Below are 24,687 nucleotides of genomic sequence, written 5' to 3'. Positions count from 1 at the left end.
TCGAAGAAGTGCAGGAAGGGCACCCGCGCTCGCAGCGTCGCGGAGTGCGCGACGGCGGCCAGGTCGTGCGCCTCTTGCACCGATCCCGAGGCGAGCAGGGCGAAGCCGGTCTGGCGGCAGGCCATCACGTCGGAGTGGTCGCCGAAGATGGAGAGCGCGTGCGTGGCCAGCGTCCGTGCCGAGACGTGCATGCAGAACGCCGTCAGCTCGCCGGCGATCTTGTACATGTTGGGGATCATCAGCAGCAGGCCCTGCGACGCCGTGAACGTGGTCGAGAGCGCGCCCGCCTGCAGCGCGCCGTGCACCGTTCCAGCGGCGCCTGCCTCGGATTGCATCTCGACCACTTCGGGCACGGTGCCCCAGATGTTTCGGCTTCCCGCCGCGGACCACTCGTCGGCGAGCTCGCCCATCGTGGACGACGGCGTAATGGGATAGATGGCGATCACCTCGCTCGCGCGGTGCGCGACAGAGGCGGCCGCCTCGTTGCCGTCGACGATCACCTTAGGACGAGCGGTCATGACGCCTCAGGCCTTTGCTTCCAAGCGGCCCGCGAGCACGCCACCGCCGCCCGGGCCGTTTCTGATCGCGCGCCTGGCAGGCTCCCAGCCCTCCGGCGGCAGTGGACCGGCCCACATGATCGTCGCCCCCGGCCGCGCGGCCGGCGTCAGGGTCTCGCTTGCGCCGTCCGCTTCGCTCGCTAGGTGCGGAGGAAGCGGCCCGGCCCACATCATGGTCTCGTTCCGATTCATGTTCGACTCCGTGAGCTGAAGGCTCGTTACATGTACACGCCGCCGTTGACGTTGATCTGCTGCCCGGTGATGTAGTCGCCCTCGGCGCAAAGGAAGGCTACGGCGTTGGCGATCTCTTCCGGCTGCCCGAAGCGGCCCATGGGGATCTTGGCGAGGATCTGTTCACGGACCGGGGGCGCCACCTTGGAGAGCATGTCGGTTTCGGTGAAGCCCGGAGCGAGCGCGTTGACGGTCACGTTGTATTTCGCCAGCTCGATGGCCGCGGTCTTGGTGAAGGCGATGATGCCGCCCTTGCTCGCGGAATAGTTCGCCTGGCCGAAGTTCCCTGCCTGCCCAACGAAGGAGCTGATATTGACGATGCGGCCAAATTTCTGATCGCACATCGCCTTCATCGCCGCGCTCACGCAGAAGTACACGCTGTTCAGGTTGGTGGCGATGACCTCCGTCCAATCCTCGTCGGTCAGTTTCTTGAGCGACTTGTCGCGCGTGATGCCGGCGTTGTTGACGAGGATGTCGAGATGGCCCCAGTGGTCGATCACCTTGGCGACCATCGCGCGGGCCTCGTCCTTGAGGCTCACGTCCGCCCGGATCAACAGCGTGGTTCCGCCGCGGGAGGCGATCTCGTCCGCCACCTGCCGCGCCTGAGCTTCGCCGGTGCGGTAGTTGAGCGCGACCTGCGCGCCTTCCGCCGCCAGCTTGAGGGCGATCGCGCGGCCCAGCCCGCGCGATGCGCCGGTCACGAGCGCCGTTCTTCCTTCCAGCCGTCCTGCCAAGCGAGCCTCCTGGTTCAGGGAGTCGCCGACGACTCCCCGTGAACTCGTCCCGCTTGCAGAAAGCGGTCCAGCCGCTTCCCTCGAACGCCATGGCGATGCGGTGCAAAGGCCCCCTGCAAAGACGCGCAGGCGCTGCGGCATACCGACCTCGCGACGCACGACTTGCGTCGTCCAGAGCCTCCCTCGGCACAGATGTGCAGGCATGGTGGATGCAACCTGGGAAGACTCGACTCGAGGTGCCCGTGCCGATGATCAGCCTTCCGCCCGGCGTAGACCCGTTGCGCCATGCCGCCCTGAACAAGGGCACTGCTTTCACCGTCGCAGAGCGCGACGCCCTCGGGCTGCATGGGCTGCTCCCGCCCCGGGTGTGCACCATGGAAGAGCAGATCGTGCGGGTGATGGAAAACCTGCGCCGCAAGGAGTCGCCGCTGGAGAAGTACATCTTCCTCACGGCGCTGCAGGGACGGAACCAGACGCTCTTCTACCGCGTGCTCATCGATTACCTCGAGGAGCTGATGCCCATCATCTATACGCCGACGGTGGGCGAGGCGTGCCAGTCATATGGCCACATCTACCGGCAACCTAGCGGCCTGTATGTTTCGCGCAACGACCGCGGACGCATCGCCCGCCTCTTGCGCAACTGGCGGGCGGCCGCCGAGATCAACACGATCGTGGTGACCGACGGAGAGCGGATCCTCGGGCTCGGCGACCTGGGCGCCAACGGAATGGGGATCTCGTGCGGCAAGCTCGCGCTCTACACGGCGTGCGCAGGCATCCCGCCGCAAGCGTGCCTGCCGATCGCACTGGACGTGGGGACCGAGAACGACGCGCTGCGCGCCGATCCGCTCTATCTGGGAGTGAGGGAGCGGAGGCTGCGCGGGGCCGCGTATCACGAGCTGCTCGACGAATTCGTCGGCGGCGTTGAGGAAGTGTTTCCCGGAGCCCTGCTGCAGTTCGAGGACTTTGCCACCGAAAATGCGTTCGCCCTGCTGTCGCGCCATCGCGATCGGCTGCCGACGTTCAACGACGATATTCAAGGCACTGCGGCGATGACCGTCGCGGGATTGATTTCGGCGTTGCGCCTGACGGGCGGGACGCTCGCCGCCCAGCGCCTGCTCTTCTTCGGCGCCGGGTCGGCCGCGACCGGCATCGCCGATCTGTTCGTCGCCATGCTCGTCGACGAGGGTGTGTCGCCGGCCGAAGCGCGGCGTCGCTGCTGGTTCTTCGATGTGAAGGGGCTGGTGGTGTCGTCCCGGAAGGATCTCGCTGCGCACAACACGGCCTATGCCCATGAAGGTCCGCCGGTGCGCGAGCTGCTCGCGACGGTGCGCGAGCTGCGGCCCACTGCGCTCATTGGGGTGTCGGGCGCGCCTGCGACGTTCACGCGCCCGGTGCTGGAGGAAATGGCGCGGATCAATCAGCGACCGATCGTGTTTGCGCTGTCGAATCCAACTTCGAAGGCCGAGTGTACGCCAGCCGAGGCGTACGGCTGGACCGATGGGCGGGCGGTCGTGGCGACCGGGAGCCCGTTTCCGGAGACCGCCGTCGGGGTCCGCCGGTTCCTGGCCAGCCAGGGAAACAATTCGTACATCTTCCCTGGCGTGGGGCTCGGCGTCGTGCTTAGCAGAGCGCGGCGTGTGACGGACGAGATGTTCGTCGCGTCGGCGCGCGCCCTCGCTCGGCTGGTCCGACCGGCCGATCTCGAGCTGGGCCGCGTGTATCCGGCGCTCACGCGCATCCGCGAGGTCTCGCTCGAAATTGCCAGCGCGGTTGCCTCGGTCGCATGGGACTCCGGCTTGACCGACCGGCGGCGGCCAGCCGACATCCGTGCGTTCATCGCCAGCAGGATGTATCAGCCGATGTATCCGAGCTATGTCGCGGATGCCGCGTGAGGCCGGGTGACGCGGCAACGCTTCAGGCAGCCTTGGCCTTGACGAACAGCGGGAGGCACTCCCGCTCGCAGTGAACGCCGCCGGGCTGCGCGCTGCAGCTCTGGATGCCGACGGGCTCGCCGGTCTTCGCATCGCGGATCAGCCTGCAGTCCACCAGCTGGTTTTCCCTTGCGCGGCAACGCACGTGGCGGTGCTCGACCAAGTACTCTCGCTCCTCGCGCCGGTTGCGGACCCACAGGTACACGACTGGGAGGCAGGCGATGAGCAGGATGACGAACGGCAGCCAATGGACCTGACCGGTCATGGCGACTCCTCGGGGCGGGCTCAGCCCCATTGATGCGCAGGCATGCAAGGCCCGCACCCGTGTGCTTGTCAGAGGGAAATGGGAGGGCGATGCGCGCACGTCCTGCGCGTGCGTCTTCCGATCGGCGCATGGCTTGCGGGGTCTCGCGCAGTTTCAGCGGAGATCCTTGATTGCGCCGGTCTCACCCTCGAACGTGAAGCCCAGGTCCTTGCAGACGCGCCGCATCGGCACGTTGCCAGGCAGGATCTCCGCCAAGATTCGCTCTACGCCCCAGTCGCGTCCCACTTCGAAGAGACGGCGCAGCATGGCGCTCCCGAGTCCCTGGCCTTGTATCGGATCGCTGACCAGCAACGCGAACTCCGCGTCGGGCGTACCCGCGAGGCGCGTGAGACGCGCCACCGCGACGATCTCCGGCGCGCTCCCGCCGGGCGGCGTGCGCTCCGCGATGAGCGCCATCTCGCGGTCGTAATCGATGAAGCAGATGCGCGCGAGCCGGTCGTGCGCCACACGCGCATCGAGCTTCAGCGTCCCGGCATAGCGGTAGAACACGCTGTCTTCGGACAAGGTCCGATGGAACTGGACCATCCTCGGTTCGTCCTCGGGGCGGATGGGGCGGACCTTGACCACGCTGCCTCCTCGCAGCTGGACGGTACCGGCATACTGGGTCGGGTAGGGCCGGATGGCTGCTTCGGGCAGGTGATCATCGGCGATTTCTTTCCCATGCAGCACGATCCGAGCGTCCAGGGCGATCAGGCGCCCCGGCGAGGCAAGCAGCGGATTGATCTCGATCTCCGCGATGGTGCGCTGCTCGACTACCAACTGGCTGAAGCGCACCAGCAGCTTCTCCAGCTCCGCCAGATTCACTTTCGCATCGCCGTGGTCGCCGGCAAGCGCGGCGTGGATCTTCGTTTGCTCCATCATCCGGCGCGCGAGCGTGGTGTTCAGCGGAGGGAGGGCCAACGAACGGTCCTTGAGCACCTCGACGAGCAGCCCGCCGGTTCCGAAGAGCAGCACGGGGCCGAATTGCGGATCGACGCTGCTGCCGACGATCAGCTCGTATCCGCGTTCGCGGATCATCGGCTGCACGGTGACGCCTTCGAAGTCGGCGGTCCGGCCGAGCTCGGCGAGGCGGCCCCGTATGGACTCGAACGCGCTCTGTACCTCCCGCGGGCTGCGCAGATCGAGCTGAACGCCACCCACTTCGCTCTTGTGCGCGACGGTCCGCGAATGCAGCTTGATCGCGACCGGGTATCCGAGCGACTCCGCCGCGCGCACGGCCTCCTCGGCGGACGTCGCGGCCCGCGTCTCCACCGTAGGAATGCCGTAAGTGGCGAGGATGCGCTTCGACTCCAGTTCGGTGAGGAGCGTGCGCCGATCCGCGCGGGCCGCGCGCAGGATCTCTGCCGCCTCCTCGTGCCCGAAGGTGGCTTCCTCCGTGAGCGCTGGCGTCTCGTAGAGGGCTCGCAGGTTGTAGGTGTACTTCCACATGTAGCTGAACATCCGCGCTGCGGTATCTGGATACTGGAACGTGGGAATGTCCGCGTCGGAAAGGATGCGTCTTCCCGCCGCTACCTCGGCCCCTCCCATCCAACTCGCCAGCACGGGTTTGCCCGGAAATCGATGCGCATATTGCTTGAGCCGTTCCGCCGTGAGCGTCGGCTCGGTCTGGTTCTGGGGAGAAAGGATCGTCAGAATCCCGTCGGCATCCTTGTCCGCGCCCGCCGCTTCCACGGCCTTGCCGTACGTTTCGGCATCGGCGCTGCCGAGGAGATCGACGGGATTTCCAGGGGCCGGCTCGGCGCCGGCCGCGACCAGCGCGTCCGTGGCGAGCACGGCCGGACCGCCCGCGTTGGTGAGGATGCTCAACCGCCGGCCCCTCGGGCGCGGCTGCTTGGCGAGCGTATCGGCCATGTTGAAGAGGTCGGCGATGGAATCGACGCGAAGCACGCCGGTGCGGCGGAAGGCTGCGGTGAAAACTTCATCGCTGCCGGCCAGGGCCCCTGTATGGGACGCGGCCGCCGCCGCCGCCTGCGCGCTACGGCCACCCTTGAGGACGATGATCGGCTTGCGCAGCGTGACCTCGCGAGCTGCGGAGAGGAAGGCACGCGCGTCGCCCACCGACTCCATGTAGATGAGGATGCTCTTGGTCCGCCCGTCGTGGTCCAGGTAATCGATGACGTCGCCCCAGCCGACGTCCAGAAGCGATCCCAGGGAGACGAAGGCGCTGAATCCGAAGTGCTCCTGCAGGCTCCAATCGAGGATTGCGGTCTGCAGAGCCCCGCTCTGACTGAGGAAGGCGACGTCGCCCTTGCGAGCCATTGCGCCGGCGAACGTCGCGTTGAGGCCGGTGAGCGGGCACATGATACCGAGGCAATTCGGGCCCACGATGCGCATGCGGGCGGCGCGGGCGATTTCGAGGATTTCGCTCTCGAGTCGCAGCCCTTGGGCGCCGCTCTCCCTGAATCCGGCGGACACGATGATGGCTCCGCGGACTCCAGCGGTCGCGCACTCGCGGATCACGCCGGGGACGGTGGGCGCGGGCGTCGCCACCACTGCGAGATCGATCTTCTCGGTCACCGCCCTCACGCTGGGCCAGGATTTGATCCCGAGCACGTTGGGACGTTTGTCATTGACGGGGAAGACGGTGCCCCCGAAGGGATTGCTCACCAGGTTCCACATCAGCGTTCGGCCCACGCTGTCGGCGCGCTCGCTCGCCCCGATGACGGCGACGCTGCGAGGCGCGAAGAAGACTTCGAGCGGATGCCGCGTTTGACCGATCTGCACGGTAGGGCCAGCGGCGGAGTCTACTGGGCGACGGGTTCGTCCGCGACGTCGGCGTGCTTGAGCGCGGACTCGGGCGGAGTCCTCTCCATCTCGGCGAGCACGAGGCGCTGGTGGTGGACCTCCTCGTTGCGCAGCTCGATGAAGAGCTCCTTCACCGCGGCGTCCTGCACCCGCGGCGCCGCCTCCGAGAAGAAGACCCATGCCTTCTTTTCCGCGCGAAACGACACCTGAAGGGCCTCGCGGACGCTCATGAAGACGCGCACCTCGTCGAACTCGGGCGCTTCCACCTCGAACAGCATTCCTCGATTGACGCGGGCGGGCTCGCTGCCGAAGAGCGCGAGCCGGCGCGCGGCCAGCTCGGCGTGATGCTTCTCCTCGTTCGACGCCATGAAGCGGAAGAAGCGCGCCGCCTCCGGCGTGTGGTGCAGCTCCATCTGCTCGGCGAGATCCTCGTATCGCTCCTTTGCCTCCTCTTCGATCAGGACGGCCAGGTCGAGCGCGTCTTTCAGCGACAGTGCGGCGAAGTCGATGCCCATCAAGGTTGCCACGTCGTCTCCTTCAATGCTGCTAGCCCTCATGAGCTGCCGCCGTAACCAGCGATTCGCCGGCGCTGACGATTCCATCACCGCCGGAGCCAGCCATGCCGATGATGAGGTCGGTCGTTGTGGTCATTGAGGCACCTGCGCGCATGTGTTTCAGAAGTGGCAGGCGACGCAGCGGCCGTCACTGCGCGCTTCGTTCAGGTTGTGCCGGGAGCGGAAGCCCGGCGGATGCGGATCTCCGCCGATGCCGCCGACCTTGTGGCACTGGACGCAGTTCGACTGGGCGCCCTGATCGTGGCACGAGGCGCAGCTCGAGATGTTCCGCCGGGCGGCATCGCCGTGGAACGCGCCCGACCCGGGGAGCGACCATCCTGGAGGATGCGGATCGCGGGCGCTCAACCCCGCCGAGACGCGCGAGTTCTCATGACAAGTCTCGCAGGTGTTCGTAGAGTGGCAGCGCTGGCACGACGCCGGATCCATGCGCGACTCCACCGAGTGCCGGCCGAGGAAGTCCTGCCGGTGGATGAAGCGCCGGTCCGGGCGATCGACGAGCTTCGTCTCCACCGGCACCATGGCCGTTTTCGCGTGGCAATCGAGGCAGAAGTTCTGCTCGTGGCAGGTGCCGCAGGACTGCTGTGAAGAGCGCGCCACGCTCGCGTGACGGCGGAGGAAGTCGCCTTGGTGCGAAACCTGCGACACAGGCACCAGCGGATAGGAGGCGAGATCGACGTGGCAGGTGTCGCACCGCGCGTCGGAATACTGCTGCGCGTGGTCGTGGCACTTGAGGCACGCCGCGTGTCCGTCGCTCAAAGTCGCGGGATGTCGCGGCTCCGAGAGGCGTGAGTGGCACTGCGAGCAGTCCTCCTTGACCCGTTCGATGTGCGCCGAGTGGTCCATCTTCAGGCGCGGCTCGCGCTTCGGCCAGGTGGCGGCGTAGCGCACGTCGCTGTGGCAGAAATTGCACTGGCCGTCGGCCTTCTTCTGCTTGTGGCACTCCAGGCACTTTGCTTCCTTGGGCAGGAAGTCGCCCGCCAGCGTCTTCGCGTCAAAGACGTTCTCGTGGCAGGTGATGCACTCCACCTTGGCCTGCTGGTGGCGGGCATGCGGGAAGAGGATCTCGTCGCCAGCCGGATCGGTCCCGAGAATCGTGGCCGCGGTCGCGCAAGCGAGCACGCCGCCTCCGAAGAGCAGCGCGCGCTTCATCGGAACCCTCCCGGAAGCCCAAAATGGTAGACCAGCCGTGCGATGGCCTCGGTGCGGCGCTCGAAATACGGCGTGGTCCCGAACGACCCCGCGATCATCGCCTCCCACGCCTGCGCGAACGCCCACCCGCCCGTGAAGGTAGCGACGAACGACCGTTTGGTCGCATTGATCTCCCGCTCGAGCCAGTAGGCGTCGAGATCGACGGTGATCGTGACGTTCCGCGGCAGCCGGCGGATGGCGAAGACCCGCGCCAGCTTGTACCCGTTGTCCGGTTCGGTGATCAGCCGCACTTCCGCACCGTAGGAAGCGTCCCGCACGGTGCGGAACGTGGCGCGCGCTCCGGCGCGGTGGCCGTGGCCGGCTTCCAGCTTCAGCCAGTGCCAGTCGGCCTCCAGCGAGAGCGGCTGCAGCAGCCGATAGACGATCTCTCCGCCCACTTCGTCCCGCCGCTCTTCCGAGAACACCGCAAAGATCGAGCTGCGATCGACGAACAGATCGGGAGCCGTACGCTGGACGTCGGCGACCAGTTGCAGCTTCGGATTCAGCTGCCAAAGCGCCTGCAGCCTCGCTTCGGCGAGGCGCTCTTCTACGATGCTCCACTGCACGAGCGCGCTCACGCTCACTGCGCGCAGAGGGGTCCAGCTGCCGTCGAGCGCGACGTCCTCGCGGCCGACATATCCGCGGCGCAGGGCATACACGAACGACGCGCCGACCTCGGAATCAAACGACCTGCGCCAGAAGATTCGCCCGCCGGTGAGAAAGTTGCCGCGCTCGAAATGGTCGAAGCGCGGCTGGACTGGCACGCCGGTCCACACCTGGGCGCCGACCCCGTTTGTCAGCACGCCATCCGCGGCGATGCCGTCGAGCTGCGTCGCCCGAATCGCGCCACCGACGGCGAGCTGCCTGCCGACGCGCAGGAGGAGGTGCCGCTGCAGCACGCGGCCTTCGACGAACAAGGAGTCGACGTCGCCGGTGGTGCGCCGGTCATCGAATGGCGGTCCGAGCGTCAGCCGGCCCCAGCCGCGCGCAACGACGCGCAGGTCCTGCAGCCACGCATCGCGGTCGCTTTCTCCGCGTGCGGTGAGCGCGAAGCTCTCGTAGATGGGAGATTCCTGGTAACCACCGTTGCGCACGTATGGGCGCGAATCGAACAGCGTGGTCGCGCTGCCATCCGCCCGCACGGCACCCGCTGCGAAGAGCGCAAGAAGGAGCGCGTTACGGAGTGACATCGATCGCTCCGTTGATGTGCGCGCTCGTGCGCGCGTCGGGTGGACCCGAGACGAGGATGGTGCCGTTCGCACTGACGGTGTTCGCGTGGCAGCGGGCGCAGTCGGGGAACGCCACTCCGGCGTGGGCCGAGGTGCTCGGCGGACTCCCGTGGCACGATCCACAGAACGCCTGCGACGTCCCCGCCGTCCACACGGGCGTGCGCAGCCTGAAGGCCGTGTCGGTGGCGAGATTCGTCCCGCCGCCGTGGCAGTACGTGCTGGAACACGAAGCGCCGTTCCAGGTGGGGTTAGCGCCGCTGGCAAGCGCGAGTCCGGAGAAGATCACCTCGGCAGGCCGGCTCTCGATGTGCCCGGGGCTATCGACGGCTGCGGGCACCTGGTGACAGGCGCTGCAGGCGATCGTCGCCGAAATGACGGTCCGGCCGAGCAGATGCGCCTGGTGGGCGCCAACACCGCGCGCTGACGAGCTGAGATTGCCGGCCAGATCGCGCGGCGGCGCTGGCGACTGCGGGCTCCCGTGACAGGACGAGCAAGTGGTCGTGCCGTCGGCACTGACCTGGAACGCGTGACACTGCTGGCACGAGACGCCGACTTTGCCGCCGGCCAGGTCGGTGCCGTGGCAACTCTGGCAAGTGGCGAAGTTCCAGCCCCTCTCGCGCACCAGGTTGGAATGGAACTCGCTGTCATGAGGATTGAGGATGCCGCCTTCGTGCGCCTCGGAACGGAAGAACGACAAGCGGCCATCCACGACCCACGCGCGCGCCTTGTCGTACGCTCCGGACACGGGAGCGTGAACGGCGTCGGCGCGGGCGGGGTCGATGGTCCGCAAGAGGAGCGAGTTGGCGTCGCCGGCGACCGCCACCGGCGCGCTTTGGGGACCCAGGGCCTCGAGGTACGAGGTGGTCCGGTACCCCGCCGCCGGAGTCGCGCCGGCGTGGCACGAGCTGCACTGCGCGGCGAAGAGCGGAGCGATGTCCTCTTCCCAGCTCACCGGTTGGGTGAGGTCGCCCTGGAGCGGCCGCGCCTTCGAGCAGGCAGACGCGGCCAACACGACGAGGAGTGCCCCCGTGAGCGCGCGCATGGCAGCCTCAGGGAGTCCTGTCGGTGTGCACCAAGCTGATCGCCGCGACCCGGTTCGGGCCGTGGCAGATCAGGCACTGCTCCCCGCGCGTGTCGTTCAGGGCCTCGGCGCGCGGCCTCCAGAACGACCCGCCGTTCGTCTGCATGTGATCGATGGCCGCCGGGCTGTCGTGGCACGCGGAGCACGCGGCGACGATCGGCGAGATGACGAGCGTCGTGGATGCCGCCTCGGTGCTGGCGCCGGTGAGCGGGTTGAAGTTGAACCCGGCTCCATAGTTCGTCCCCTCGGTCACGTAGGGCGAATGCTCGCTGTTCGGGGTGTTGGCCGCGTAGGTGCCCTGGCCGGCGGTGCTGAACAGCATGTTCGGCAACGCGCTGGTCATCGCCGTGGTGCTGAAGTCGTACGTGCCGGGCAGGTGGCACATCTCGCACCGGTTGAGTACCGCCGGATACGTCGTCTTCCAGTAGCCGTCGTCTTTCGACTTTTCGTGCCAGGTGAACCGAACGCCGCGCTTCTCGGCGCCATGGATGCTGTGCACGAAGTCCTTCTGGTTTCCCGACCACCCGCTGGCGGTCTGGTTCGGCCTGTGGCAGAAGTTGCAGCTCGTCGCGTCGTTGCGCTGGCCGGCATGGAAGTCGGGCCCCACGCCGAGCGCAACATGGCAGGCGTCGCACTTTTCGGTCACGACGACGAGCTTTTGTTGACCGTTGGTCGGGTCGGCGCGCCGGCCCGTATAGCCGGTGGCCACTTTCCAGACGTCGAGCGCCGGGACGATGAGGCCGCCCTTGCCGCCCTTGCCGCCATTGGGATCGTTGGGCGTGTACGGGTAAGCGGGCAGGTTGATCTGTGTCAGTGGCTGATTGTTGTTGATGAAGTTCAGCGTGGAATCGGACGCGTTCACCGTGCCGAGGTTGTACGTGTAGCCGATGCCGCCGGTGAGCATGCTGGCGTTCGCCGGGATCACGACGCACTTGAGCTGCATCGTGTAGTAGCCGCTCGAGTCCGGGCCGGTTACCGTACCAGCCCCGGTTGGCGACGTGGTTGCGCTCGCGGGGACATTCGAGCAGGTACCGGAGCCGTTCCACACGTTGCGGATGTACGCGCTCCCCGTGGCGTTGAAGTCGGCGGGCGCCACCTTTCCGTCCTGGGGAACCGCGAAGGCGAAGTACGCGCTCGGCGAACCGACGAAATTGGGGATGAGCTCGGTCGCGGCGGTCGGATTAGGGAAGACGACATCGGTGAAATTCACACCATCGCCGAGCTTGAACTTGAAGACGATCTGCGGCCGCTTCACGCCCGAGTCGTCCCAGGGTGACACGCTCTTCACATCGTAGACGATCACCTTTGCGCCGGGAGGAATGGCGCCGGCGGCCGCGACGTACGCTGCGTTCGTGTTCGAGTTCCCGGTCGCGCTCTGATCGACGTAGATGTTGTTTGGATTTGGCGCCGATACGGGGATGTGGCTGTTGGGAATGTCCCCCGCGGGCCCGCCGGAGGAGTGGCAGAGCAGGCAGTTGCCGTCCTGCGTGATCTCGCCACCAGGGTGCAACCTGCGGCCGTTCGGCGGCGGGTTCACGAAGCTGATGTCGTCGTGGCAGGCATTGCAGGCGCGCTTGCTCGGCTGGTTCTTCCAGTTGTCCGCCAGCGGCACCGGGTTGGCCGTCGTGCTCCGATGACATTTCACACAGTTCCGGACGTCCTGCGGGTACGTCACCTCGTACGGTTTCGAAAAGCCGGTGTACGTCCCTCCCGTCATCTTGAGGTCTTCGCCCATGTGGATCTTGTGGACGAAGACCGGGAGGTTCAGGAAAGCCTCGTTGTTGATCACGGTCATGTTCCCGGTCCACGTGCCGCTCGCATTGACCGCAGGAGAATCGATCCCGCTGGTGGTCGCCGCGTATCGTTTCTGATCGTTGTGGCACGCGGCGCAGGTGCGGACGTCGTAGCGGACGCCGCCGTGGAACTCACCCGTTCCTAGCTCGCCGGTGGCGCCGGCGATGGCCCGGAACTGCGTGTGGCACTCGAGGCAGGCCGTTTGGTCGATCTTCTCGTTCTGCCCCGTCACGTCCGCACCGGTCGCGGGAATGAAGTCCTGCACGATGTTGACCGGCGAGAACGGGTTGCCGGTCGCGTAGAGGAGTACGACGAGACGGTGGACCTTGGACGGCTCATAGACCGTGCCTGCGGCCGCCGTCCCTGCATTGATCGCCTTGGTGAACTTGTACGTGTACGTGCCGTCACCGTTGTCGGTGAGCGCCGTCGTGGTCGCCGTCTCCGTGCTGGCCACGCTGTGGTCGTTCGCCGCCATGTAGCTGACCCACGAGTCGTTCGCGCTGCCGTTCACGCCCTGGGTCAGCTTGATCAAGGCGAAGCGCCAGTTGACGGCCGTCGCCGACATGCCGCGCAACCCACTGCCGTGCCGCTCGGTGACTTTCACCGTCACGACCGGCCTGCCGTCCGCGGGGATGGTCACGCCGGTGAGCTGTCCGGTGATCTTCGCGACCTCGAGCTCCGCTGGCGTCAGCACGCCGTAGTCGATCGGACCGGCAGTGCCGGGCGTCCCGGCATCGCCGCCGGGGCCGCCTGGTCCCGCTGGTCCGGGGGGACCTGCAGGACCCGCGCACGCGATTGCCGCGAGCAGAGCGACCACCACGAAGCCTCTGAGCGATTCCGATCCGCTGCCGGAAACCTTTGACGTCCGCCGCATGAGACCTCCGGTCTTGTGCGTACGCGTCGCAAGGAGCGTGCCCCGGGTTTGTTTCGGCTGTTTCAGTTGAAACGGTGATGCCCGGGCGTTTTGCGCCGCAGCTTTTGCGGAGACGCCACAACGCATCGCGCAAAATGAGCGCTTCGACGACGAGCGACCGATCTTGGAATGGCGTCGTATCTGCGCCGGCAGAAGGCCGGTCAGCGCACTACGAGCACGGGAGTAGGACTGATCTGGACCAAGCGCTTCGCGACGCTGCCGAGAAGCTTGCTGGCAACTGATCCGCGACCCCGATGTCCTACGACCACCATGTCGAAGTCGCTGGCCGTTTCGGCGAGCGCCTCGGCGACAGGCCCGGTGGCAGTCGCCGAGTCGATGATCACGCCTTTGCGACGGCAACGTCGTTCGAGCTCGTGCAGCAGCCCCGGAACGTAATCGCGTTCGACCAGGTCACGACGCGCGACGTCGCTTGCATATGCTCCGGGACCGCGCGGAAGGTGACGGGGAACGACATACATGATCTGCAAGCTCGCTCCGGTCGCTTGCGCCAGATCGGCCGCTTTGTCCGCTGCGGCCGCGGCCTCCGGAGACCCGTCGACTCCGACCAGGATCCGCTTCATCCAGCCTCCGCAGAGTCGCTCCTTCACGAAGCGTGCCGCGCACCTCTGCGTCGGTCCCGAGGTCGTTCGAGACCGCCGTGGATGGTTTCCTCCGTGCAGGATCTGCACGACGAGCGCGCGAGCGCGCAAAGAGCGCGTCCGAGAAGCGTGGCCGTTCCTGGCAAATGGCGGCTCCGCTCTTGCAGCAGCCGCGGCCGTGAGCGTGTGGCCCGAGGACGGCGACGCGATGAGGATCAATAACCGCGGAAGCGGCGCGGTCACCGCGGTGTAGGAGGCATTCATGGCACGAATCGTCGTTTTCTTTGGCACCACCGACGGTCAGACCGCGAAGATTGTCCGACATCTGGCCGAGGTCCTGCGCAGCGGGCACGACACGGTCGATGTGTTCGACACCCGCGCCCCTATCCCCTCGAGCGTGTTCCGGGGCGTGGACGCGGCCATCATCGCGGGGTCGGTGCGGATGGGAAAGTTCCAGCGGGCGCTCGTGGCCTTCTTGCGCCAGCACCGCGAAGTCCTGGAACGCATCCCGACCGCTTTCCTGGCGGTCAGTCTCTCCGCCGCACGCGACAGTGCATCCGCGCGTCGCGAAGTGAGCAAGACCGTTGCTCGCTTCATCGCCGAGATCGGATTCACGCCGGGCACGCTTCTTCCGATCGCGGGGGCGCTGCTCTACACGAAGTACGGTTTCTTCACCAGGATCGCGATACGACTGATCTCGAAGATGGCGGGCGGCGATACCGATACCTCGCGCGACTACGAATACACCGACTGGAACGCGCTCTCGGACTTCGCGCGACAGTTCGCCTGCCGGCTCCGCGAGTCGCCCGCGCCGCTCCAGGGGCCCGGCTCCGGCTGGCGCGCTGACGCTGCCCTTTGAAGCGCGCCAACGCGGATCATTGTCCCTTGCGCCGGCGCCCCAGCTCGCGGAGCTTCAGGGCGATTGCGAGCGCCAGAACGCCGATGGAACCGATCGCTGCAAGCAGCCCGCGCTGCCGGAACCGGTAGTCGGCGTTTGCCGTGTCGATCGACTGGCGTGCCTTGACCAGCGCCTCACCAGCGGGAGCGGCTGCCCGTTCGAAGGTCCCGAGATCAAAGGAGTGCATGCGCGAACGAGTCTGCAGCAGCGCCTCGTCCAGCTCGGTGACCGCTCGGGAGAGTGGCTCGACGTCGAGTCCCTTCTCCGCGAGCTCGATCTCGTGCGGTGCGACTTCGGCGCGACCCGAGCTCAATTCGTCCAGCGCGGCGCGGAAGCGCGCGGACGTCTTGTCACAGAGAGCGTTGTCCCTGGCATGCTGCGCATGGCAATCGTGACAAAGCGTGCCCGGCCGATCGCCGATCAACGCATCCGTGGGACGCGCGATGGCGTGCTTTCCGTGGCATTGCCCGCATTCCGGCCACTTGTTCTTCTCGAACGCGATCTTGTGACGGCTCGCGTCGAAGAGCTGGCCGTTCAGCGCATGACAGCGGCGGCATGCTTGCGCAACGCTCGCAACCGCCGGCGGCATCGGCGCATGGCTTCCGTGGCACCCCGCGCAGGACGGCGCGCCCAGATCGCCCTTTTCCAGTAGGGCCTTGCCGTGGACGCTCGCCTTGTACTCCGCCACCTGGCTGACGGGCATCGGCTCGCCAGAGTCCGTCTTGTATCCGGCCATGTGCTGCGGGTTCGCGTGACAGACGCCGCATGTGTCTGGCAGCCGCTGCGGATTTACGGCGGACTTGCGGCTCTTTGCGGCACGGATCCCATGGACGCCGTGGCAGCTCACGCACTGTGCCGCCCGAGAATCCTTTTCTCGGAGCAGCAGGATGCCGTGCTTGCTCTCCTTGTACTTGCTGAGCTGATCCGTAGCGAGCGTGGGGTTGAAGCCGCGCATGAACGCGGGATCGGAATGACAGCGGGTGCAGAAGTCGGGAATCCAGCTCCGATCGCGGTGGCGCTCATCCTCCTTCGGCCAGCGCTTGGCGATCGCTTCTGTCATCGACTCGTCTTTCGGCGACCCGCCGTGGCAGCCGGAGCAGGAAAGGCCGCGGCGGAAATGGGTGTCGCCGACGAACTCGCGCAGATCGAGGAGCGGATTTGATTTCTGCTTCGCGGGATCGGGCGAGAAGAGCGCGCGCGGTCTCACGTTGCCAGGATCGGAGTGGCAGAGAATGCAGTTGTCCTGCAGCAACAGATCCATGTCCTGAGGCGGAAGATCGAGCGACAGCAGGATGCGCAGGTGATCTGCGCTTCCGAGGATCACGCTTTCCACCGCGGCGCCCAGCAGTTGGCGCGTGCGTTCTGGCATTTGGGCGAGCTTCTCTACGTCCTTGTCGGAGAGGACCTTGGTCCCGTCCTTCGCCTTGGCCGAGAGGAAGGGGCGAACCGGTTCCGGAAGTGATTCAGTGGTGGCGGCGGCGACGGCGCATGCGATCAGGATGACGGTCATCGCTTCTTTCCGGCGAGAGCGGGTCGATCACGGGTCAGGACCAGGCCGACCGCGGCGGCGACAGCGCCGATCGAGCCAGCGGCCAGGTACGAGAGGCCTGCCAATCCATGCAGCGCGGCTTGCAGCAAGACGGCTCCCGTAAACACGAACCAGGTGTGGCGGAAGAAGGCGAATCGGAGCGCGTTGGCCGCGAACCCCCCGATGAGTGTCAGGATGGCGCAGGCTCGAGCCACCGCGCGTACGTCGGGCTGTGCAGCGGCTCCACCACCGATGTCCCACGCTTCGAGCGTGAGGAAGCCGATGAAAAGGATGGCCGCGACGCCGAGATCCGTGAACGCCGGCGAAGGCTGTTCGCGGCTGGCGCGCCGGTCAAGCCATGGCACTACGGCCCAAATGCCCATCAGCACGGTGACCACCGCGAGGGCGGCCTGCGGTCCTTCGATCCGCAGGAGGTGCGGCGGAAATTCCTTCAGGAGCTGGTAGACCCAGAGGAAGTACCACTCGGGCTTGATGCCGGGATACGCCGGCGCGAGCGGGTTCGCCTTGCGGCCAAGCTCCCACTCCACGCCGGGGATGCGCGGACCGTAGGGCAGAAACACTGCAAGCGACGCAAGGAGCAGCAGACAAAGAAGCCAGATCAGGAGGTCGCGGAGCGCGAAATCCGGGAAGAACCGCATCCCGCGCGAGGCGGCGTGGCCGCGCGGTGCCGCCATTCCTTGCCGCTGGATGAAGAGCAGGTGTACGCCGACGACGGCGAACGTCGCGAGCGGCAAGATGACGACGTGCAGTGCGAAGAAGCGGTAGAGAGTGTTGCCACTCACGTCGACGCCGCCGCGCAGGACCTGCATCAGCCAGTCGCCGATGCCCGGCACCGCTTTGACTGAATCGGTGCCGACCGCGGTGGCGAAGAACGCCAGCTCGTTCCACGGCAGGAGGTACCCGGAGAACCCGAAACCGAGCGCCAATGCAAAGAGCACGAATCCGGTTACCCAGGTCAGCTCCCGCGGCGGACGGTAGGCTTTGAGCAGCATCGTGCTGAACATGTGCAAGACCAGCGAGACGATCATCAGATGCGCGCTCCAGCAATGCAGCGATCGCAGCAGCCAGCCGAAGGGCACCTTGGTGGTGATGAAGCGGATACTCTCGTACGAAGTCTGCTCGCCCACCTGGTAGTAGACGAGCAGCAGCACGCCCGTGCCGATCTGCACGCTGAAAAAGAATAGCGTGAGCCCGCCGAGGTAGTACCAGAAGAGCGAATGCGTCCCGACCGGGACCTCCTTGTGCTGGAGGAACCGCACCAGCGGGCCGAGCTCGTAGCGGCGGTCGAGCCACCCATACAGACTCATGCGCTTCCCTCCGGCGACTTGGCCACGCTCACGCTCCCATCGGGATCGCGCTGCGCCACCCAGCGTGCGAGCGGCCGCGGCGGGGGCCCGGAAAGTACGCGTCCGTCGAGATCGAAGCGGCCGTTGTGGCAGGCGCACCACACAACCGATTCGCCCGGCACGTACTGCACCGTGCACCCCTCGTGCGTGCAGCGCGCCTCGCACGCCCGCAGCCGCTGCTGCGGATCCTCGAAGACGAGGATTCGCGTCGGCCCGTGCCGCACGATCAGCGAGTGCTCCTTCTCGAGTCGCGCCAGCTCGTCGCGCGTCAGGCGCAGCGCGCCCGCGCCGTCCTGCGGCGCGATCGGCTTCAGGTAACGCAGCACCGGATAGACGATGCTGGCGAGAAACCCGAGCGCGCCGGCGCCGAGCAGAACGTCGACGACGCTGCGGCGCGTGGGTCCCTCCGATTGCGGGGGCATTGGAGCTCCTCGTTTTTGCCGGACCGGCGCGAGCCGGCTTACCGAACGACCAGGACCGGCTTGGGGCTGATCTGTACCAGGCGGTCCGCGACGCTGCCGAGCAGGGCACGCGCCACGGCATTCCGGCCGCGGTGGCCGACAACCACCAACTCCACCTCGCCGGAGCGAGCGAGATCTGCGAGCGCGATTGCGGGCGATCCAGCCGCGACCAGCGTCTCGACCTGGATCCCGGCGCCGACGGCGGCCGCGACGTCCTTGACCAGGACCTTGGCAGCCTCCTGTTCCTCGGCCTTCGCCGCTTCCTCGCGCGCGACCAACTCCGGAGCAACTCCGACCGGCACTACGGGCGCGATTGCACTGGCGATAACGAGCGAGCTGCCGGTCGCGCGCGCGAGGTCGGCTGCCAGTTTCGCCGCGTCGCGCGATTCCTTCGATCCATCCACACCGACGAGGATCCGCTTCATCTGATCCGCTCCCGAGGGCGGCGGGATGCCACGCCTCTGAAGCCCATTGAGATTCACGAAGCGTGCCGCCGATCCCCGCCGGGGCCCGCATTTCGGGCGACACCGGGCGCGAGAGTTGCGCCTCGTTCGGCGTAGAGGCGCAACTTGAGCGCGAATGGCGGGTCGGTCACGACTCATACCAGTGCCGCGAACGCAAAAGGCCGGCAGGCATCCTTCTTGAATTGGAGATCGTCGGGAGGAATGGATGACGTCCATGTCGGCCGACGCGCGACGGAGGTTGCTGGAGCATCTGGCAGCCCTGAAGCGATCGCTCGCGACGATACCGAAGGATGTGGTCGAGACAGAGGCAGCACTCCAGCGGATCGACAAGGGCACCTATGGCCGGTGCGAGTCGTGCGGCGGGGCCATAGGGCGGCAGAGGCTCCTGGCGCTGCCTGCGACGCGCTACTGCATCGCCTGCTCAGCCGGCGCATGCAAGACGGGCCTTTGACGCATTCGGTGCGCGCTGATTCGGGCCGAATGAGCAGCCGTCGGCGGGCATGGAAGTTGCGGCTCGTGGAGGAAACCGTGCGCAGCCACCGCTGCGCGGAGGATGCCGAATGACTAGACGCATGTGGATTGCGGCCGTCGGGGCCGCGCTCATCCCGCTCGTCGCGCGCGCCGAGGTGGACAAGAAGACGGAACGGACGTGGAAGGCGAAGTGCGCCTCGTGTCACGGCGTGGATGGCAAGGGGAAGACCGATCAGGGTCAGAAGATGCAGATCGGCGACCTCACTGACGCAGCCTGGCAGAAGGTCCATTCGGATGCAGACATCAAGAAGTCAATCTCCGAGGGCGTGAACCGGGAGAAGAACGGCGTCAAGCAGGAGATGGCGGCATTCAAGGAGTCGCTCAGCCCCGAGCAGGTCGATCAGCTCGTCGCCTACATCCGTTCGCTGAAGTAGATGCGACCAGGACAACAGGCGAGACGGTCCGCGAGCGTCGCTCGCGACCGCCTCGCGTCGTTCACACCGCGCGAGAGAAGGGCCGCTCCGACGCGAGATACGCGTCGAAGATCGAGGCGACGTTACGGACGAAAATGCGGCCGAGCGGCGTGACGGTGAGCTCGGACCCGCGGACCTCGACGAGCCCCTCCGCTTCCAGCTCACGCAACCGTTCCAACTCGCTGGCGAACAGCCGCTCCGCGGACGCCCCCAGATCGACGTGGAAGTTGCACATGATCTGGGTGATGATCGCGCGGCGTCGCACGTCCTCCGCGGAGCAGGTGAAGCCGCGTTCCGTGGCGAGCTCTCCCTCCACGATGGCGTCCTGGTATCGCGCGAGCGAATGCCCGTTCTGTACGTAGAGGCCATCGACGTCGCTGATCCCCGTGATCCCGAAAGCAACCACATCGCTTGCCGCCCGCACCGAGTAACCTTGGAAGTTGCGGGTGAGAGCACGGCGTGCCTGTGCCTCGGCGAGCTCGTCGTCGGGACGGGCGAAATGGTCCATGCCGATTGGCCTGTAGCCGCGGCCGGTGAACGCTTCCCAGGCGAGGCGGAACAACTCGAGCTTCGCGACGCCATGAGGCAGCTCGGCAAGCGGCAAACGCTTCTGGTTCGGCCGCACCTGCGGCACGTGCGCGAAAGCGTACACGGCCATCCGGTCGGGCGACATCGCCAGCACCTGGTCGAGGGTGCGGGCCCAGCTCTGCGGAGTCTGCCGGGGTAGTCCGTAGATCAGGTCGAAATTGATGCCCCGGAAACCCAGTTCGCGCGCGCTGTCGAGCATGTCGGCTGTCTGCTGAGGAGTCTGGATGCGTGAGATGGCATCCTGCACGTGGGGATCGAGGTCCTGGACGCCCATCGACATGCGATTGAACCCGAGCTTCCGCAGCAGCGCGAGCTGGGAGCGCGTCGTTACTTTCGGATCGATCTCGACGGCTACCTCGGCGTCGGGAAGCACCCTGAAACGGCGTGCAATCGCGGTCCACAGTCCTTCGATTTGCCGCTCGTTCAGGAACGTTGGCGTCCCGCCGCCCCAGTGGATCTGCGATACGGTGCGGCGCTCTCCGAGGAGTCCGGCCACGATGTCCATCTCGCGCACCAGGGCGCCGAGATAGGCATCGGCCTTGGCCGGGCTGCGCGCAATGACCACGTTGCATCCACAGAACGAGCAGCGCTCCCGGCAAAAGGGGATGTGGACGTAGATGGAGAGCGGCGCGTCGGGCCGCTGGCGTCCCGCGCGGGACAGCGCGGCCGCATGAGCCTGGCGACCAACGCTTTCTGTCCAGACTGGCGCGGTCGGATAGCTGGTGTAACGCGGGATGGGAACGTCGAGCCGCTGCAGCAGGGCATCGTTCACCCGGGGAAAATCGCACACCGTAGACATGCGCCGTTTCCGGTTCACGAACCATGCCGGTACTGGTGTCGGCAGGAGTGCCGGGCTGTTCGACGAGTCCGCCTCGCAGCTTCTGCGCCGCCTCTCCGCCTTTGTGCAAAAATTGCGCGCACGCAAGTCCTGCGGCGCCCGCAATGGATGCGGCACCCGGCTTGCTACAGGAGAGCCCATGGCGAAAGCCCGCATCCTGGTCGTCGACGACGAGGCGAACGCGCGTGCGGCGCTGCGGACCATCCTTTCGGAGGAAGGCTACGAGATTTCCGAGGCGGCGGATGGAGAGGCGGGCCTCGCGAGGATTGCCGAGCTCTCGCCGGACGTCGTGCTCGCCGACGTGCGCATGCCGAAGATGGACGGACTCGCCCTGCTGCGCCAGGCGAAAGAGCAGGGGAGTGACGCCAGCTTCGTGATGATGACCGCGTTCGCCAGCGTGGAAGCGGCGGTCGAAGCGATGGGTCTCGGCGCCGAGAACTACATGGTGAAGCCCCTCAACGTGAAAGCGGTCCTCGTCTTTCTGGAGAAGGCGCTGGAAAAGCGGCGGCTGGTCCGCGAGGCCGCGGGGCTTCGCGAGCGGGTCCGAGAGCGCTACCGCCTGGAGGGGATCATCGGAGAGGCCCCGGAACTGCAGGCAGTCTACGAAGTGGTGAAGCAGGCAGCGCCGACCAAGGCCACGGTCCTGGTGTTGGGGGAGTCGGGGACCGGGAAGGAACTGATTGCACAAGCGCTGCACGAGCTGTCGCCTCGCAAGGACAAACCCTTTGTGAAGGTGGCGTGCGCCGCGCTTTCCGAGACGCTCCTCGAGTCAGAGCTGTTCGGACACGAACGAGGCTCGTTCACCGGCGCGGTGGGCCGCAAGGAAGGCCGTTTCGAGCTTGCCGATGGCGGTACGCTCTTGCTCGACGAGATCGGCGAGATCTCCCCCACCGTGCAAATCAAACTCCTCCGCGCCTTGCAGACCCGCGAGTTCGAGCGCGTGGGCGGGACCCAGTCCCTCAAGGTCGACGTTCGCGTCGTGGCCGCGACGAATCGGGACCTCGCTGCGGAGGTCAAGGCAGGCCGTTTTCGCGAGGATCTCTACTACCGCCTGAATGTCGTCGCGGTGACGCTCCCACCGCTCCGCAGGCGCAGGGGAGACATTCCCGCGCTGGCCGCGCACTTCATCGAGAAGTATGCCGAGGCCTATGGCAAGAAGATCAACGGGCTCACCCCCGGCACCTTGAACGCCATGATCGCGCACGACTGGCCGGGCAACGTCCGCGAGTTGGAGAACGCCATCGAGCGCGGGGTGGTCCTGTGCAAGGGTTCCGAGCTGACCGCCGACGACCTTCCATCCACGCTGCGCGGCCCGCGGCCCGCGCAGCGGGATGCCGCGGGGCTCATTCCAGGCGCGACCCTGGCGGAGATCGAGCGCGAAGCCATCCTGCGCACGCTCGAGCTGCTGGGCGGCTCGACTTCGCGCGCCGCTGAAATGCTCGGGATCAGCGTGCGCAAGATCCAGTATCGCCTCAAGGAATACGCGGGGGAGAAGACCGACGGCGAGGTCGAGCCCGCGGGCTAAGTCAGACCGCGCGCTGCAGGGTGAACCAGAAGCGGGCCCCGCCCAGCGGCGAATCGTCTACGCCCACTGCACCGCCATGCTGCGTCACGATCGCGTGCACGATGGGCAGCCCGAGCCCCGAGCCACTCGCCTTGGTGGAAAAGAAAGGCTCGAAGATCCGCTGGCGGATCTGCGGGTCGATTCCCGTTCCGCTGTCTTCGATGGCGACCCAGATCTCTTCCTGGCGCGTCCGCGCGGTGATGCGCACGCGGCCGCCCGCCGGCGTCGCCTCGAGCGCATTGAGTGTGAGGTTCATCAGAACCTGACGGAGCTTTTCGTCTTCTCCGAGGATCCGCGGCAAGTCCGAAGCAAGCTCCCGTTCCAGCCGTACTCCCCGCCGCTCCGCATCACCGGCGAGCAGATCCGTCACCGCTGCAATCATGGGTTCGAGAGGCAGCGGGAGCGGGTCCAGCTCGCGGGGCCTGGCGAACTGCAGGAAGTCCTGCAGCAGGTGCTCGAGGCGCGCGATCTCGTCGCGCACCAACTCGAGCGGCTCGAGCAGCGGAACCTGATCGCTCCGGGGGAGCTTGCGAACCCGGCGCTCGAGCACCGCCAGTTGGAGTGACGCCGCGTTGAGCGGATTGCGGATCTCATGGGACAGGCCCGCCGTCATGGTGCCCACCGCTGCGAGCTTTTCCGCGACGTTGGCGCGCCGCGCCAGCTCGCGCTTCTCGGCCTGCAGACGCACGTGGCGTAGCGCCTGCTCCAGCGTCAGGAGCAGGTTGGGAGTGCTGCAGGGCTTGACCAGATAGGCGAAGGCGCCTGACCGTACCGCGGCGGCTGCCGTCTCCACCGTCGCGTTTCCGGTGAGCATGACAATCGCGGCGTCGGGATGCTCGCGGCGCAGCTGTTCCGTCAATGCGGTTCCGTCGCCGTCGGGAAGTTTCAAATCGACCAAGGCCACGTCGAACCCGGGGGCAGCCACCTTCAGCGCCTGGGCGACCGCGCCGGCGCTGGCCACGGTATAGCCCTCGTCTTCCAGCGTCTCGCGGAGATTGTCGACCAGTGCCGCGTTGTCATCGACGAGCAGAACGCGCGGCGTCAGCGCCACAGCTCCTCCACCGCTTTCAGCACCTCGCCTGTATCCATCGGCTTGGTGTAGCAACGCACCCCCCGGGCGTGGGCGAGCGCGTCGGCATGCGCGCTCATCACCAGGACCGGAAGATTCGGGAATCTGTCCATGAGGCGATGCAAGGCCGCGCCGTCCGGAGCGCCGGGCATCCGCAAGTCCACGAGGGCCGCGAACGGGCGCACTCCGCCCAGGCGATCTGTCTCGGTCACGGATCTGGCGGTGACCGCGGAGAACCCCCGGTCCCGGAGCGCCTCGGTGAGATTGTCGGCCAACGCGGAATCATCCTCGATGACTGCGACGAGGCCATCTCGCCGAGCGGTGCGGAGGAGCTCGACCAGCCTGTCGAGGGGCGCGGGTTTCGGCAACACGGCAAGCAGACCTTCCTCCCTCGCGGCGAGCAGATCGTTCTCTCCGGTGTAAGCGGTGATCACGATCGCCGGCAACCCGGGGTCGACCCCTCTGATCTCGTGCACCAGACGCGCGCCGCTCATCACGGGCATGCGCATGTCGGTAACGAGCGCATCGAAGCGGGAACGCTGCGCGAGCTCCAGCGCCTGTAGACCCCCATCGGCGATGGTGACGTCCGCCCCCTCATCCCGGAGGATCTCCGCCACGTTCTCCGCGAAGGCACGGTTGTCGTCGACGACCAGGTACTTTCTCATTGCTCGCTCCGCGGCAGCCGGACCACGAATCGAGCACCTTTTCCTCGTGGCTCATAAGTCACGCTCCCGCCGTGCCTCTCGACGATGCGTTTGACGAGCGCCAGCCCGAGGCCAATTCCCTTCTGGCGGGTGGTCACCAGCGGCTCGAAGAGCCGCGCGCGCACCGAGGAATCGACACCGGGTCCGTCGTCCGAGACCCCGACGGCAACTTCGGCTGGACCGGCCTGTGCGTCGACTGTAACGGCTGCAGCGGGCCCGGCTGCCTGCTGCGCGTTCTGGAGCAGGTTGACGAAGACCTGGCGGAGCTGGGACGGGTCGCCGCGAACCGTGGGAAGATGCGCGAGCGGCTCCAGGCCGAGGGGGAGGTGCAGCTGCAGGGCAGCCGCTTCGACCACGTCG

General features: G+C 66.8%; 23 protein-coding genes and 1 pseudogene (1 of these 24 running past the window's edge). 5 read left to right on the top strand and 19 right to left on the bottom strand.

The features are described from left to right. From E6J58_23860 to fabG, 3 genes are all read right to left on the bottom strand, one after another. The coding region (locus E6J58_23860) for a pyruvate:ferredoxin (flavodoxin) oxidoreductase (GenBank protein TMB32053.1) at window positions 1-518 on the bottom strand (518 nt) is incomplete at its 3' end. Window positions 519-524: 6 nt separating this feature from the next. After that, a complete protein-coding gene (locus E6J58_23855; protein TMB32052.1) occupies window positions 525-749 on the bottom strand; it encodes a hypothetical protein in 225 nt (74 codons plus the stop codon). Between the two features lie 26 nt (window positions 750-775). Then, window positions 776-1,663 (bottom strand): 3-oxoacyl-[acyl-carrier-protein] reductase, encoded by an 888-nt coding sequence (gene fabG, locus E6J58_23850; protein TMB32056.1) that lies wholly within the window; start codon window positions 1,661-1,663, stop codon window positions 776-778. Window positions 1,664-1,770: 107 nt separating this feature from the next. Between fabG and E6J58_23845 the strand changes: the two genes are divergently transcribed. Further along, the gene (locus tag E6J58_23845; protein ID TMB32051.1) at window positions 1,771-3,414 is read left to right on the top strand and encodes an NAD-dependent malic enzyme; all 1,644 of its coding nucleotides are present in this window, start codon (window positions 1,771-1,773) and stop codon (window positions 3,412-3,414) included. Between the two features lie 22 nt (window positions 3,415-3,436). On the opposite strand, the gene E6J58_23840 is transcribed toward E6J58_23845, so the two are convergent. From E6J58_23840 to E6J58_23805, 8 genes are all read right to left on the bottom strand, one after another. After that, window positions 3,437-3,718, bottom strand: a complete 282-nt coding sequence (locus tag E6J58_23840) for a hypothetical protein (GenBank protein ID TMB32050.1) — start codon at window positions 3,716-3,718, stop codon at window positions 3,437-3,439. Between the two features lie 153 nt (window positions 3,719-3,871). Then, complete coding sequence (locus E6J58_23835; GenBank protein ID TMB32049.1) at window positions 3,872-6,502, bottom strand: bifunctional acetate--CoA ligase family protein/GNAT family N-acetyltransferase; 2,631 nt, start codon at window positions 6,500-6,502, stop codon at window positions 3,872-3,874. A gap of 20 nt (window positions 6,503-6,522) precedes the next feature. Next, the gene (locus tag E6J58_23830; protein TMB32055.1) at window positions 6,523-7,038 is read right to left on the bottom strand and encodes a rubrerythrin; all 516 of its coding nucleotides are present in this window, start codon (window positions 7,036-7,038) and stop codon (window positions 6,523-6,525) included. A gap of 159 nt (window positions 7,039-7,197) precedes the next feature. After that, window positions 7,198-8,247 carry a hypothetical protein gene (locus E6J58_23825; GenBank protein ID TMB32048.1) on the bottom strand — a complete coding sequence of 350 codons (1,050 nt, stop codon included), beginning with the start codon at window positions 8,245-8,247 and terminating at the stop codon, window positions 7,198-7,200. Next, window positions 8,244-9,476: a hypothetical protein gene (locus E6J58_23820; protein ID TMB32047.1), complete on the bottom strand. Its 1,233-nt coding sequence runs from the start codon at window positions 9,474-9,476 to the stop codon at window positions 8,244-8,246. Before E6J58_23820 ends, E6J58_23825 begins: the two co-directional genes overlap by 4 nt. Then, window positions 9,463-10,557, bottom strand: coding sequence for a CxxxxCH/CxxCH domain-containing protein (locus tag E6J58_23815; GenBank protein ID TMB32046.1), 1,095 nt, complete (start codon window positions 10,555-10,557; stop codon window positions 9,463-9,465). The genes E6J58_23820 and E6J58_23815 overlap by 14 nt, the downstream gene beginning before the upstream one ends. Window positions 10,558-10,564: 7 nt before the next feature. Continuing rightward, a complete protein-coding gene (locus tag E6J58_23810; GenBank protein TMB32045.1) occupies window positions 10,565-13,264 on the bottom strand; it encodes an OmcA/MtrC family decaheme c-type cytochrome in 2,700 nt (899 codons plus the stop codon). A gap of 200 nt (window positions 13,265-13,464) precedes the next feature. After that, window positions 13,465-14,166, bottom strand: a complete 702-nt coding sequence (locus E6J58_23805) for a universal stress protein (GenBank protein TMB32044.1) — start codon at window positions 14,164-14,166, stop codon at window positions 13,465-13,467. On the opposite strand from E6J58_23805, the gene E6J58_23800 reads away from it, so the two are divergent. Further along, a complete protein-coding gene (locus E6J58_23800) occupies window positions 14,165-14,761 on the top strand; it encodes a protoporphyrinogen oxidase (protein TMB32043.1) in 597 nt (198 codons plus the stop codon). The genes E6J58_23805 and E6J58_23800 overlap by 2 nt on opposite strands. A 16-nt stretch (window positions 14,762-14,777) precedes the next feature. On the opposite strand, the gene E6J58_23795 is transcribed toward E6J58_23800, so the two are convergent. The 4 genes from E6J58_23795 to E6J58_23780 are packed head-to-tail and all read right to left on the bottom strand — an operon-like array spanning window position 14,778 to window position 18,581. Then, window positions 14,778-16,310, bottom strand: coding sequence for a hypothetical protein (locus E6J58_23795; GenBank protein TMB32042.1), 1,533 nt, complete (start codon window positions 16,308-16,310; stop codon window positions 14,778-14,780). Then, window positions 16,307-17,656 carry a cytochrome bc complex cytochrome b subunit gene (locus E6J58_23790; GenBank protein ID TMB32041.1) on the bottom strand — a complete coding sequence of 450 codons (1,350 nt, stop codon included), beginning with the start codon at window positions 17,654-17,656 and terminating at the stop codon, window positions 16,307-16,309. Before E6J58_23790 ends, E6J58_23795 begins: the two co-directional genes overlap by 4 nt. Further along, the gene (locus E6J58_23785; GenBank protein TMB32040.1) at window positions 17,653-18,117 is read right to left on the bottom strand and encodes a Rieske (2Fe-2S) protein; all 465 of its coding nucleotides are present in this window, start codon (window positions 18,115-18,117) and stop codon (window positions 17,653-17,655) included. The genes E6J58_23790 and E6J58_23785 overlap by 4 nt, the downstream gene beginning before the upstream one ends. A gap of 38 nt (window positions 18,118-18,155) precedes the next feature. Beyond that, window positions 18,156-18,581: a universal stress protein gene (locus E6J58_23780; protein ID TMB32039.1), complete on the bottom strand. Its 426-nt coding sequence runs from the start codon at window positions 18,579-18,581 to the stop codon at window positions 18,156-18,158. Window positions 18,582-18,825: 244 nt separating this feature from the next. On the opposite strand from E6J58_23780, the gene E6J58_23775 reads away from it, so the two are divergent. Both E6J58_23775 and E6J58_23770 read left to right on the top strand, forming a co-directional pair. Beyond that, window positions 18,826-19,071, top strand: coding sequence for a hypothetical protein (locus E6J58_23775; protein TMB32038.1), 246 nt, complete (start codon window positions 18,826-18,828; stop codon window positions 19,069-19,071). Between the two features lie 121 nt (window positions 19,072-19,192). Next, entirely contained in the window at window positions 19,193-19,525 is a 333-nt protein-coding gene (locus tag E6J58_23770) for a cytochrome c (protein ID TMB32054.1), read from the top strand. Window positions 19,526-19,586: 61 nt separating this feature from the next. On the opposite strand, the gene hemN is transcribed toward E6J58_23770, so the two are convergent. After that, on the bottom strand, window positions 19,587-20,951 hold the full coding sequence (gene hemN, locus E6J58_23765; protein TMB32037.1) for an oxygen-independent coproporphyrinogen III oxidase: 1,365 nt from the start codon (window positions 20,949-20,951) through the stop codon (window positions 19,587-19,589). A gap of 178 nt (window positions 20,952-21,129) precedes the next feature. Between hemN and E6J58_23760 the strand changes: the two genes are divergently transcribed. Continuing rightward, the gene (locus tag E6J58_23760; GenBank protein TMB32036.1) at window positions 21,130-22,515 is read left to right on the top strand and encodes a sigma-54-dependent Fis family transcriptional regulator; all 1,386 of its coding nucleotides are present in this window, start codon (window positions 21,130-21,132) and stop codon (window positions 22,513-22,515) included. A gap of 1 nt (window position 22,516) precedes the next feature. Here the strand turns inward: E6J58_23760 and E6J58_23755 are convergent, their stop codons facing one another. From E6J58_23755 to E6J58_23745, 3 genes and pseudogenes are all read right to left on the bottom strand, one after another. Then, complete coding sequence (locus E6J58_23755; protein ID TMB32035.1) at window positions 22,517-23,605, bottom strand: response regulator; 1,089 nt, start codon at window positions 23,603-23,605, stop codon at window positions 22,517-22,519. Further along, complete coding sequence (locus E6J58_23750) at window positions 23,596-24,288, bottom strand: response regulator (GenBank protein TMB32034.1); 693 nt, start codon at window positions 24,286-24,288, stop codon at window positions 23,596-23,598. Before E6J58_23750 ends, E6J58_23755 begins: the two co-directional genes overlap by 10 nt. Continuing rightward, window positions 24,285-24,687 (bottom strand): annotated as a pseudogene (locus E6J58_23745) (histidine kinase); it runs 720 nt beyond the window's last position. Before E6J58_23745 ends, E6J58_23750 begins: the two are co-directional and overlap by 4 nt.

Source organism: Deltaproteobacteria bacterium, assembly GCA_005879535.1.
Classification (GTDB): Bacteria; Myxococcota; Myxococcia; order Myxococcales; family 40CM-4-68-19; genus 40CM-4-68-19.
The sequence above is the reverse complement of the archived record's forward strand: the minus strand, read 5'-3'. Positions and strand labels throughout refer to the sequence as shown.